Here is an 11,737-nt window from a genome sequence, read left to right as displayed (position 1 = left end):
GCCAACAACTCTGCTCGTGGCGGCGGGGGCGGCAACAACTCGGCTCACGGCGGGAATGAGGAACGTCACAATTAATCGTGCACACGCTGTCGCGTAACGGACGCAACAGGGACGGCGGATTCGCGGCCCCTGTTGCGTTTAGCGTCGATGTAAGTGCGCGCGTGAGTCGCCATCGGAAGCGCTTCACGAAGAGTCAACGCTGCGGCCGGAAGCGGCTATATCGATTGTGGTGATTGAGCACAACGGCACATCTCCAGGACATCAGCGTGGAGCGAAAACCTTGTGAACGTTGGCAATAAAAATTCCTGCGAGTCATCGACCGGCAGGATATTTTTGGAAGTGCAGGGGGACGTTTGAAACAAGAATGGGGTGGCTGATGGGGCTCGAACCCACGACAACAGGAATCACAATCCTGGACTCTACCAACTGAGCTACAGCCACCACCGGGACATCTGCTTGGCTCGCCGAGAACTGGCTTGCCGATCAAGAAACGAGATTATACAAACATGATTTGGGTTTGCCTAGCCCTTTATTCAAACATTTCGACGGGCTCGCGCAGATGCTGTCTTGCTTCATCAAAAATGGCGAGATCGCGCGCCGCAAGTTTCTTGTTATCCGAGAGGACGCGTCGCCATCCGCGTGCACCGGCTTCACCGCGATAAAGCCCGAGCGCGTGACGCGTGATCGAACCGAGGAAGGTACCGCGCGCCAGTTCAGCCGCGCAGTATTCGATCAGTTTCGCTTCGACCTGTTCACGAGTGAGCGCAGTTTCGGTAGAACCGTAGAAGCGCGCATCGACATCGGCGAGCACGTAGGGGTTGTGATAAGCCTCACGCCCTAGCATCACGCCGTCGACATGCTGCAAATGCAGCTCGACTTCGTCGAGCGTCTTGATGCCGCCGTTGATGATGATCTCGAGGTGCGGGAAGTCCCGCTTCAACTGATACGCGTAGTCGTATTTCAGCGGAGGAATCTCGCGGTTTTCCTTGGGACTGAGCCCCTTCAAAATCGCATTGCGTGCGTGCACGATGAACACGTTGCAGCCCGCCTCCGCAATCGTGCCGACGAAATCGCGCACGTAGCTGTATTCCTCCACAGCATCCACGCCAATCCGGTGCTTGACCGTCACCGGCACCGAGACCGCGTCGCGCATCGCCTTCACGCCGTCTGCGACCAGCTGGGGCTCGTTCATCAGGCAGGCGCCGAATGCGCCGCGTTGCACACGCTCGGAGGGGCAGCCGCAATTCAGGTTGATTTCGTCGTAGCCCCATTGCTCGCCAAGTTTCGCCGAACGGGCCAGATCGTCGGGTTCGCTGCCACCCAGTTGCAGCGCGACCGGCGCTTCGCCGGGAGTAAACGCGAGATGACGTGCGACGTCGCCATGCAGCAGTGCACCCGTGGTCACCATTTCGGTGTACAGCCACGTATGGCGCGATAGCACGCGATGCAGTGAGCGGCAGTGACGATCAGTCCAGTCCATCATAGGGGCCACGCTAACGCGGCGGGGACTGGCGGGAAGAGCGAGGGACATGGGGACGGCCGGCGGCATGAATCAAACCCGGATTTTACCGCAAGCGGGCGTTTTCACTGCAGGCGTGGACGAGAACAGATAGAAGGGTGGCCGCCAAAGGCCGACCGTGGGCAAGAGGCTCCAGCAGGAGTAGCGAAAAAAAGCAAGTATGTGAACGGGATAAGAAGGGCCAGAAGCAAATCGGAAAGGGGACCTTTTTAGCCCCTTTCGACCCCATTGTTGAGCATGACAGTTATGGGGTTGGGCGATTGTTTCAGTCCTAAGAATAGTAATTTCGGATTATCGGTACAAATATTCGATAGTAAGGGAATACACTTAGTTCATCGGTGTTGCAGGCAAGCTTGATTGGCCCCTGTCGCGACGCCTTCCTGAACCGAAGTCCGAAACGTTTATTGGAGTCCTCATGAAGACCAAGCTTATCGCCGCCGTGCTGGTTGCCGCTTCCGCCATGATCGCCGCGCCTGCTTTCGCTAGCGGCTACGGCCCGGCACCGTTCTACCGTCCTGCTGTTGGCGCACCCGCTTCGCAACAAGGCCAAAGCTCACAAACGGTTGCTGTCGAGCGCGCTAACGCTGACAACAACGCGTACGGCGGTGTGAAGGCTGCGTCGACTCAGTCGGGCGCCCGTCAGCAGGCTAACGGCCCGCAGTCGGTGTTTTTCGGTCAGTAATCGGGGTAGCGCAGGGCGTTCGTCCCGAACGCTCAATGCGTGCCTTGTAGTAACGCCGGATAGTATGGGTTAACCCCCGGACTATCCGGCGTTCGCATTTGACGGGCGGTGGCCGCGCAAGTCCCCGCTGCGCACGGCATTTAACCGTTGACGCTTCCGCTATCGATGAAATCGCGCGCTGCCCGAAACCCGGCCTCTGCTGCAGCGTGCTCGGTGGGCCAGAGCGCATCGATGTGCACGAGGCGCCAATCTGCGATCACGGCGTCGGCGCGCAGCACCCGGAAATGCGCTTTCACGCCGGTGAGCACCTGTTCGACAGCGACTTCAATGTCGTAGTCGCCGTAACGTTCCTGGTAGTCGCCCATGTCAATTCCTTTGGGCTTCATGCTCACCTCCCTGTTTGCTGGTGCCGCCCGGGCATGGCTCACTCACCGCTCACATGACGAGGAGCCGCTCGCTTCGGTCAGAGTCGCGCGACCATGCTCGCATCGCGGTTTGCGTATGCCTCAACGTCCGCATGCGGCGCCAGCGATCGCTCCCGCGCGTCGACCGTTCCAGCGCCGCGAAGTGTCCGCGAAACGCACGCTGCATTCGGTCTCACCACCTCAATCGCAATCGCCGGACAGATATTGTCTTCCGTTGCAGGTAATCTCGACGTCGCCACCCGCGGCTTCGACGATCAGCCCCATTCCTAGTAATTCGCCTGCGACTCCCGGCGTTAGCGTCGGCACAGCCTGGCCGACACCGACGTCGTTCAGGCGTCGCAACGCCTCGATGGCTTCTGGACTCAATGACCTGGACATGGCAGTCTCCGTCGTCATAGTCAATTCATCCTAGCACTTTCCACGCGGGCTATTTTGGCGCACGCAGCCAGCTGAGCCCATCCAGAGCGAGCGCTGCTGTCAGTTCCCTACTGAATGTGTCCGTGAGTAATAGTTTGTCAAATTTGGAAATGAAGTTATGACACGTTCCTGCTAACGTGCCCTCGACCGATAAGGTGTGCGCTACGCCGCGCATCGTCTTTTGCCAATATTTCCCAATACCCTCTGCACCGATTTCCATTACTGGCCGCCCATGACGCAAGATCAACAGCCGGCAAGCGCGGACGACTGGTTCGTCAGTGGCAACGCCTGCGCCCAGCGCGGCGATTTACACGGCGCGCTCAACGCGTTCGAACAGGCGCGCTTGCTGCGGCCCGCGGACGCCGCGATCCACAACAGTCTGGCCTTGATCTTCGTGGCGCTGGAGCGCTATCCGGAGGCATTGCAGCGCTACCTGGACGCATTGGCGCTCGATCCGCGCACCGTGGATATTCATCACAATCTGGGATGGGTCTACGAGCAGACGCACCGGCTCGAGGAAGCCGTGCTCAGCTACCGCAAGGCCGCGGAGACCGGCGCGCTGGTCGACGGTTCCTACAACAATATGGCCAACTGCCTGCAGGCGCTTGGGCGCTTTGACGAAGCGCACGAGGCTTATCGGCGGGCAATTGAGATTGCACCCCGGAGCGGCGTCTACTACCGCAATTACGTGCAGTCAAAGCGTATGACGCCCGACGACCCGTGCTTCATCGCCATGCAGGACATGCTGAGCCGCGCGGATTCGCTCACGCCGGACAACGAGGCGCAATTTCATTTCGCCCTCGGCCACGCGCTGGGCGAGATGAAGCAGAACGACGTCTCATTTGATCATCTGCTGAAGGCCAACGCGATGTATCGCGGCAGCGTCAACTACAACGAGGCGCTAACGCTGGGTCTGTTTGACCAGTTGCCGCAACTGTTGAACGCCGATGTCCTGAAGGCAAAACGCGGTCTGGGCGATGCCTCGGATGCACCGGTTTTTATCGTCGGCATGCCGCGCTCCGGGTCGACGCTGATCGAACAGATTCTGGCAAGCCATCCGCAGGTATTCGGTGCGGGGGAACGGCCCGATTTTGGCAAGGCGCTGATGAGCGCCCTTGCACGCAGCCCAGAAGAAGGTGACAAGCTCAACCTCGACACCATTCTCAATGCCTCAGCAGCACAACTCACATCGCTGGGCGCCGATTACGTGCGACGGATTCGCAACGAGGTGCCGGATGCCGAGGCCTATCAGCGCATCACGGACAAATACCCGTTTAACTTTATCAACGTCGGACTGATTCATCTGGCGTTGCCGAACGCGCGCTTTATTCATAGCCGCCGGGCGCCAGTGGAGACGTGTCTGTCGATTTTTTCGCGGATATTTCACGACGTACCATTCAGCTACGATCTCGGCGAACTGGGCCGCTATTACCGTGCCTACGATGCGTTGATGGCGCACTGGCGGCAGGCGTTGCCGGAAGGCGTGATGATCGAAGTGCAGTACGAGGAACTCGTCGACGATCTCGAAGGCAACGCGCGCCGCATGCTGGCTCATTGCGGACTCGACTGGGACGAGCGATGTCTCGCGTTCCACCAGACCCAGCGACAGGTCAACACCGCGAGTGCCTCGCAGGTGCGTCAGCCGATCTATCGCACCTCGCTCGCGCGCTGGCGTCCGGTCGCGCCGTTGCTGCAGCCGCTCTATGAGGCGCTGGGACCGGAACTCGCGGGCGAGTGGAGTTAGCCCGAACGACAGGCACGGCGAGTGCCGCGAACCACGGCGCAAAAATTTCACGCGTCCGCGCTGTTCTGCTATACCTTTCGACAGGCCATATTTGCACACCCGCGCTCCAGGACGCGCTCGGGCGCACAGCCGCTGAGAGGTGCGCGGCGGGTGCGTCGCGCGGACGGTTGCATACGGGCCTCGGTAGCGTAAGCTGATGCACGACCCGCAAAAAACTGAGGTGACGACCCCATGACGCCCCCTGCACGAATCCCGTCCTCTGTGATCACAATGCACAGCGGCTTCGACTTCGAGGTGACGATCACGCGCCTCAAGCAGGCGCTGACCGAGCGTGGCATGACGATCTTCGCAGATATCGATCAGGCGGTCGCGGCCGTGTCGGCCTCGACCACCTTACGGCCGACGCGCATGCTTCTGTTTGGCAACCCGAAAGGCGGCACGCCGGTCATGGAAGCGAATCCGCACGCAGCGCTCGAGTTGCCGTTAAAGCTGGTGGTCTGGCAAGAGCCGGAGGGCCCGGTGCTGGTGGACTTTCTTGAGCCGTCTGCGATGCTGGTGGAACACTACGGCATCGATCCGTCGCTCACCGGCGCGTTCTCCCAGGTGCCGTCGCTGTTGGCACATGCGATCGACGCCGATCAAACCGACGCAGCCTCCTGGCGTTGAGAGCTGAGAGCTTACAGTCCGAAACGCGAGGCCGGCGCGCGCGTCGTTTCAGTCTAGAACGGTTTGGTAGGCAAATACTTGCCGTCCAGCGTGATCACGGCGCGCGACCCACCTTCCGGGTCGTCAACCTTCTTGATGTCGAGCTTGAAGTTGATCGCGCTGATGATGCCGTCACCGAACTGCTCGTGCACCAGCGCCTTAAGCGTGCTTCCGTAGACCTGCACCATCTCGTAGAAACGATAGATCGTCGGATCGGTCGGCACGCCGCCGTCGATACTGCCGCGCAGCGGCACCGCCTGCAACAGGCGGGCAGCCTCGTCGCCCAGTTCCAGCCGTTCGCTGACGATAGCCGCCGCTTCCGCCGGCAGCGGGTGTTGGCCGAGCAGGGCCGCGGTGACGAACGCGAGGCTCAAGCCCGTGCCGTCTGCGAGCTGCTGCCAGGACAGGTCCTTGCGCATTTTCGCGTCGATGATGGCGTCGGTTAGGTGCTGACGGGCGGTCTGGCTGACTTGTGATTGCAACATGATGTTTCCTTTCTGATGCGGGGTGGGCAAGGGGACTTGAGTAACCGGGTTAGATCGAGGCGTCCGGCGCGCACAGGCTCGTGTTAGTCCGGGGGTGGGACCTGAGTATTCACGGCGCACACATCCGGATGCTCGGCAAGCGAGACGAAGTGCTGCGGGTTCGTACTGCCGTCGAGCGCGTCGATTGCGCCTTTTTCGATGTCGTAGACCCAGCCGTGCAGATTCAGGCGTCCCTGCGAAAGCGCGACGGCCACTGACGGATGAGTCCTGATGTTGGCCAGCTGCGCGACGACGTTCTCACGCACCAGCGAGTTCAGGCGAGCCTGCGGCGTCGGGTATTCACGCGCCGCGTTGACGGCGCGGGCAGCATCCGCGTGACGCAACCAGGCGGCCACAGCGGGCAGATGATCGAGGCACATGCAGGTCGAGATGGCGGTCATCGCGCCGCAGTCCGAGTGTCCACAAATGACGATGTCCGTCACGCCCAGCACCGCAACCGCATACTCGACGGTGGCCGACACGCCGCCGGGCTCCGGCCCGTACGAGGGCACGATATTGCCCGCGTTGCGAATCACGAACATGTCGCCGGGCTCGCGCTGCGTGAGCAACTCCGGCACCACCCGGCTATCCGAACAGGTGACGAACAGCACGCCTGGGTTCTGACTGGTGGCGAGGCGCTTGAAAAGCGCCGAACGGGCGGGAAATACCTCGCGTTGAAACTTCAGGAAGCCTTCAATGATGTCTTGCATGAGCGTCTCTCCGGCGTTGAGGCGTTGACCAATGACGATAGGATGATCCAGTTTGACTATAGGGTCCAAGACTCGATTATTATGGATTCAATAAGTCAGTCCTATAGTTGAAAGCGCATGTTGCTACGTCATATCCGCTATCTGCTGGCGGTTGCGGAACATCAGAACTTCACACGCGCCGCCGAGGCGCTGCACGTGTCGCAGCCCACGCTGTCCCAACAGATCAGGCAACTCGAGGATACGCTGCGGGTGCAGCTATTCGACCGTTCGGGGCGCACCGTGCGCCTGACCGATGCGGGCGAAGCGTATCTGCGTCATGCGCGTCGGGCGTTGCAGGATCTCGACGAAGGCCGCCGCGCCATCCACGATGTGCAGGACCTGAGCCGTGGTTCGCTGCGCCTTGCCGTCACGCCCACGTTCACGGCGTATCTGATCGGGCCCTTGCTGGCGCGCTTCAATGCGGCGTGGCCCGGCATCACGGTGACGCTTCAGGAGACCACCCAGGATCGTATTGAAGCGGCGCTCGCAGACGATCTGCTCGACATTGGGATTGCGTTCTCTGATGTGCGTTCACCTGAGATCGAAAGCGAGGCGCTGTTTGTCGAAACACTGAGCCTCGTGGTGGGTGCGGCGCATCCTTGTTCACGACAAAACGCGCCGCTCGCGGCGCGTGAACTGGAACGCCAGGCGCTTGTGATGTTGAGCGGTGACTTCGCGACCCGCCGTTATATCGATCAGTATTGTTTGCAACAGCGGGTCGCGCCGCACGTGGCGATCGAGGTGAATTCGATTAGCGCGATTGTGGAGATTGTGCGGCGCGGGGTGCTGGCTACCGTACTGCCTGACGCGATTGCGCGTGAGCATGAAGGCTTGCACCCTGTCGCGTTGAAGCCGGCCTTGCCGCAGCGCACGGCGGCGTTATTGCAGCGCAGTGGTGCCTATCGGAGTGCGGCGTGCCAGGCGTTCTCGACCCTTGCTGCTGAGTGGGCCTCGCGTTGAGAAGGGCTTTGCGTTGGAGACGGGGAGTGCGCGTTAAAGCGTGTACGGCGGTTGGGCCAGCTTATGCGTCTTGCAGAACACGAGCGAACACCAATGCGAAACAATGCGCCTAATGTTGCACGACGATAGCCGGCGGCACATGAACGAAGCCATGATGCACGAGCGGATACACGCCCACGAGGAACGCGGCATAGAGCGCAGCCATGGTGACACCCGCAGCGGTTCCCCAGACGTCGCGCGATGCCGCGCCTTGACGAAAGTGAACAGGCAAGCCGACCACGAGATAACCAAACACAAAAAATGCAATGACTGCGCTCACGGGCGACATGTCATGGCCGATGTAGTCGAGCAGGTTGATCAGGCTGAAGTTTTGCATGAAGACATGCACAAGGCGCGCATGAAGAAATTTATCGAGTCGTGCTGATTAAAGCCGATGGACCTACGAGGGTCAAGGACAAAAAGGTTAGCTTTTTTTACAGCGGAAAATAGCACGCCTGATTGCTTTCACTCTGTATTGTATTAGTGATAAACCTGTTGTCTAAACGTTGCCGGACTGAAAGCAATGAGCTCGATAACACGCGCTCCTCAACGTTTTCGCAGGGGTTCTATTAACGAAGAAAGTCCGTTGTGATCGATCTCGTGCATTAACGCCAATAGTTGGCCGATTTCACCGGGCGGAAAACCTTGGCTCGCAAACCAGTTCAAATAGTGGCCAGGTAAATCTGCAATCAGACGGCCTTTATATTTGCCATATGGCATCACGCGGGTGACCAGTAATTCGAGTTGTTCGGTTTTCATCGTGATAGTTGAGGTAAGTAACTGGCGGCTCGTGCGTCGGTCAGTTCAAGCTTCGCGCCTCTGGTGTCCGCTGACATGCGCACCGGCCCGTGGATCGAGTCCGAACACGTCGACCACGGCTATGCCGCTGAGCGCCGCCACCAGCACGAACGCGAGACTGAAGTCCGCAGGCGTGACCGATTGCGCGCCGTGCCCATGCAGCGAGGCTGAAGCACGCAAGGCGATGGCGCCCGCGGCCACCCCCATGCCCATCGTCATCTGGCCGAGCGTGCTCGACAGGGTGGAAGCACCGCTCATTTGCGGTTTCGGCACATCGGCGAAGGCAAGCGTGTTGATTGCGGTGAATTGCAGCGAGCGCGCGAGTCCGCTCACAAACAGCACGGCGAGTATCCAGCCATAAGGCGTCGACGGAGTGAGCAGGCTGATCGCCGCAAGCGAGAGCGCCGCGAACGCGCCATTGACGATCAGCACCGAGCGAAAGCCGAAACGCTTCATGGTGGGCGTGGTGACGAGCTTCATGGAGAGGTTGCCGGCGAAGATCGCGAGTGTCAGCAAGCCCGAGCGAAACGCGTTCATGCCGAAGCCGAGTTGGAACATCAGTGGCACGAGGAACGGCACCGCCCCGATCGAAATGCGGAAGAGCGACCCGCCGCCGGTTGCCACCGCGAACGTCTTGATGCGAAACGCGGACAGATCGACTACCGGGTGCGCGGTACGCCGCAAATGCACCCAGGCCGCGGTGCCACTAGCGAGGCCGATCACCAGGAACGCAAGCGCCTCGCCCCAAGAGGCTCCAGCGCGGCCGATCAGTTCCATCGCATACATGACCGCAGTGCCTGCAACTCCGCAAAGTACGAAGCCGAGGCCGTCGAACGGACGCTTTTCAGTCTCGCCGCCCGCGCTGATGAAGCGCCATGCGAGCACCATGCCGATCAGACCGAGCGGCAGATTCAGATAGAAGATCCAGCGCCATGACGAATAGGTCGTGATGAATCCGCCCAACGGCGGCCCGATGATCGGCGCGACGAGGCCCGGCCAGGTAATGACCGAGATCGCCCGCATCAGGTTGTCCTTGGAGGTGACGCGCAAGACCGCGAGGCGGCCCACCGGCACCATCATCGCGCCGCCGAGTCCCTGCAGGACACGCGCCGCGGTGAATTCCACCAGCCCATTGGTCATGCCACAGACCACCGACGCGGCCGTGAACACCGCGAGCGCAGCAGTGAACACGGTGCGTACGCCAAAGCGGTCCACGACCCAGCCGCTGATGGGGATGAACACTGCGAGCGTTAGCAGGTACGCGGTGATGCCGATACTCAGATCCACCGGATGGATATGGAACGAGCGCGCCATCTGCGGCAGGGCGGTAGCGATGATCGTGCCATCGAGGTTCTCCATGAAGAACGCGGCGGCGACGAGCGACACGATCAGCGAAGACGCGCCTTTGGGTGTGACAGCGGAAGACGAATCGGACATCGGCACCACACTCCAGGTAATCCAGCATGTTCATGACGAGGCGCGTGTTCAGCGCCTCAGTCGAGGCACCTGCCGGACCCGCATTTTAGCCGTGCGGCAGACTTCACGCAGCCGCGGCCTGGCACATGGGCCAGACCAGCCTCCGCATCCCGCATGCGATAATCCGGTTCGTCTGTTCCATCCGTTAGCCCCATCCCCAGCCGTTTCATTCGAAATCAGGCTTTTCCGACGCGTTGCCCAATTGAAAAACCTGCTTGTGTCCCTCGATCAACTGACGCGATTCGATGAAATCGTGGATGTGCGCACGCCACTGGAGTTCGCCGAGGATCACATTCCGGGCGCGATTAACGCACCGGTATTGAGCAACGCGGAGCGGGTGATCATCGGCACGATGTACAAGCAGGTCTCGCCATTCGAGGCCACCCGCGTCGGCGCGGCGATGGTGGCGCGCAATATCGGGCAGCATCTGGAGACCACCTTTGCCGATCGGCCACGCAACTGGCGCCCGCTGATCTATTGCTGGCGCGGCGGCAAGCGGTCAGGGTCGATGACGACCTGGTTCAACCTGATCGGCTGGCAGGCGCGGCAACTCGACGGTGGCTACAAGACGTACCGCCGCTCGGTGCTGGACACGCTCGCGACGCTGCCTGGCCAGTTCGACTATGTCGCACTGATCGGCCATACCGGCAGCGGCAAGACGCGCCTGTTGCAGGCCTTGCGGCAAGCGGGGGCGCAGGTGCTGGATCTGGAGGCGCTGGCCTGCCATCGCGGTTCGCTGCTAGGGGCGTTGCCCGATCAGCCGCAACCGGCCCAAAAGGCCTTCGATACTGCGTTGACCCGCATTTTGTCGGACATGGATCCACGACGACCCGTATTCGTCGAGGCCGAGAGCCGGCGGATTGGCGCAATCACGCTGCCCGAAACGCTGCTCGAACGCTTTCATCGGGGCCTGTGCGTGGAAGTCGACGCGAGCCACGATGAGCGCATTACGTTCCTGCTGCAGGACTACGCGCATCTGTTCGACAATCCAGCCTCGTTCAAATATCAACTGGAGCGCCTGATTGGTCTGCATAGCCGCGAGCAGGTCAAACACTGGCAAGCGTTGATCGACGCAGGCAGCATGGCTGACACGGCAGCCCGTGCCGAACTGTTTGGCCAACTGATCGATCGTCATTACGACCCGGCGTATCAGCGTAGCAGCCGGCAGCATTTCAGCCGCCTCGAGGATGCGCTGCACTTCGAATTCAGGCCGAACGCCACGGATAGCGTCGGACAGGCCGCAGCCCTGCTGGCGCAGCTGAAATCGGTGGATCTGCGCACGGCAGAGCATCAGACGCATCAGACAACTCAACCCATCCAACAATAACGATGAACACGACACGCCAAACCCAACCCCAACCCGCAGCATCTGGATGGCTGATTTTTCTGCTGGTCGCCGTGCTCGGGCTTTTTTATGTGAAGTGGTTTCCGTATTACCACCGGGCGTTCACGGCGGCCGCGACCCATTCGATCGGCAAATCGATCCTGATGGGCACCGACGCAAGTCCGCCCGCGCCATCGCTCGGCGCGGCGCTGGGCTACGCCGTGGCTTACGGCAAGGCGATCTGGCAAGCGATGGTGCTGGGTCTGTTGCTCGGCTCGGCCGTCCAGGTGCTGCTGCCCGTGCAGTGGATCGCGCGGGTGCTCGGCAAGACCGGCTTTGGTAGCGTCGCTGCGGGCGGGCTGCTGGCGATCCCCG

13 protein-coding genes, 1 tRNA gene and 1 pseudogene are annotated in these 11,737 nt (G+C 60.8%); 6 read left to right on the top strand and 9 right to left on the bottom strand.

Annotated features, from left to right (window positions below):
- Positions 1-365: 365 nt before the first annotated feature.
- Both WCA85_RS23260 and dusA read right to left on the bottom strand, forming a co-directional pair.
- A tRNA-His gene (locus WCA85_RS23260) sits at positions 366-441 on the bottom strand.
- An 88-nt stretch (positions 442-529) separates the two neighbouring features.
- Positions 530-1,531, bottom strand: a complete 1,002-nt coding sequence (dusA, locus tag WCA85_RS23255) for a tRNA dihydrouridine(20/20a) synthase DusA (RefSeq protein WP_424067204.1) — start codon at positions 1,529-1,531, stop codon at positions 530-532.
- A gap of 403 nt (positions 1,532-1,934) precedes the next feature.
- Here dusA and WCA85_RS23250 point away from each other — a divergent pair, with 403 nt between their 5' ends.
- Positions 1,935-2,201: a hypothetical protein gene (locus tag WCA85_RS23250; RefSeq protein WP_424067203.1), complete on the top strand. Its 267-nt coding sequence runs from the start codon at positions 1,935-1,937 to the stop codon at positions 2,199-2,201.
- A gap of 140 nt (positions 2,202-2,341) precedes the next feature.
- On the opposite strand, the gene WCA85_RS23245 is transcribed toward WCA85_RS23250, so the two are convergent.
- Both WCA85_RS23245 and WCA85_RS23240 read right to left on the bottom strand, forming a co-directional pair.
- Entirely contained in the window at positions 2,342-2,587 is a 246-nt protein-coding gene (locus WCA85_RS23245; RefSeq protein ID WP_424067202.1) for a DUF6566 family protein, read from the bottom strand.
- Positions 2,588-2,806: 219 nt separating this feature from the next.
- Positions 2,807-3,004, bottom strand: a complete 198-nt coding sequence (locus WCA85_RS23240; RefSeq protein WP_424067201.1) for a hypothetical protein — start codon at positions 3,002-3,004, stop codon at positions 2,807-2,809.
- A gap of 271 nt (positions 3,005-3,275) precedes the next feature.
- Between WCA85_RS23240 and WCA85_RS23235 the strand changes: the two genes are divergently transcribed.
- The gene (locus tag WCA85_RS23235) at positions 3,276-4,787 is read left to right on the top strand and encodes a sulfotransferase (protein WP_424067200.1); all 1,512 of its coding nucleotides are present in this window, start codon (positions 3,276-3,278) and stop codon (positions 4,785-4,787) included.
- Positions 4,788-5,018: 231 nt separating this feature from the next.
- A complete protein-coding gene (locus tag WCA85_RS23230; RefSeq protein WP_424067199.1) occupies positions 5,019-5,453 on the top strand; it encodes a DUF302 domain-containing protein in 435 nt (144 codons plus the stop codon).
- Between the two features lie 53 nt (positions 5,454-5,506).
- Here WCA85_RS23230 and cynS read toward each other — a convergent pair whose 3' ends face one another.
- Entirely contained in the window at positions 5,507-5,977 is a 471-nt protein-coding gene (cynS, locus tag WCA85_RS23225; protein ID WP_424067198.1) for a cyanase, read from the bottom strand.
- Positions 5,978-6,060: 83 nt separating this feature from the next.
- Positions 6,061-6,726, bottom strand: coding sequence for a carbonic anhydrase (locus tag WCA85_RS23220; protein WP_424067197.1), 666 nt, complete (start codon positions 6,724-6,726; stop codon positions 6,061-6,063).
- Between the two features lie 117 nt (positions 6,727-6,843).
- Between WCA85_RS23220 and cynR the strand changes: the two genes are divergently transcribed.
- Positions 6,844-7,725 (top strand): transcriptional regulator CynR, encoded by an 882-nt coding sequence (gene cynR / locus WCA85_RS23215; protein WP_424067196.1) that lies wholly within the window; start codon positions 6,844-6,846, stop codon positions 7,723-7,725.
- 109 nt (positions 7,726-7,834) lie between these two features.
- Here cynR and WCA85_RS23210 read toward each other — a convergent pair whose 3' ends face one another.
- The 3 genes from WCA85_RS23210 to WCA85_RS23200 all read right to left on the bottom strand — a co-directional run bounded on the left by WCA85_RS23210 (position 7,835) and on the right by WCA85_RS23200 (position 9,999).
- Complete coding sequence (locus WCA85_RS23210; protein WP_424067195.1) at positions 7,835-8,101, bottom strand: hypothetical protein; 267 nt, start codon at positions 8,099-8,101, stop codon at positions 7,835-7,837.
- A gap of 209 nt (positions 8,102-8,310) precedes the next feature.
- A complete protein-coding gene (locus WCA85_RS23205) occupies positions 8,311-8,523 on the bottom strand; it encodes a DUF3820 family protein (RefSeq protein WP_424067194.1) in 213 nt (70 codons plus the stop codon).
- Between the two features lie 45 nt (positions 8,524-8,568).
- Entirely contained in the window at positions 8,569-9,999 is a 1,431-nt protein-coding gene (locus WCA85_RS23200; RefSeq protein ID WP_424067193.1) for an MFS transporter, read from the bottom strand.
- A 241-nt stretch (positions 10,000-10,240) separates the two neighbouring features.
- On the opposite strand from WCA85_RS23200, the gene mnmH reads away from it, so the two are divergent.
- Both mnmH and WCA85_RS23190 read left to right on the top strand, forming a co-directional pair.
- The gene (mnmH, locus tag WCA85_RS23195) at positions 10,241-11,365 is read left to right on the top strand and encodes a tRNA 2-selenouridine(34) synthase MnmH (protein WP_424067192.1); all 1,125 of its coding nucleotides are present in this window, start codon (positions 10,241-10,243) and stop codon (positions 11,363-11,365) included.
- Between the two features lie 2 nt (positions 11,366-11,367).
- Positions 11,368-11,737: pseudogene (locus tag WCA85_RS23190) on the top strand (permease); the annotation flags it as partial.

The sequence above is a fragment of the Paraburkholderia sp. genome (assembly GCF_049581445.1).
GTDB lineage: Bacteria > Pseudomonadota > Gammaproteobacteria > Burkholderiales > Burkholderiaceae > Paraburkholderia.
This window is presented reverse-complemented; position numbering and strand designations above follow the sequence as displayed.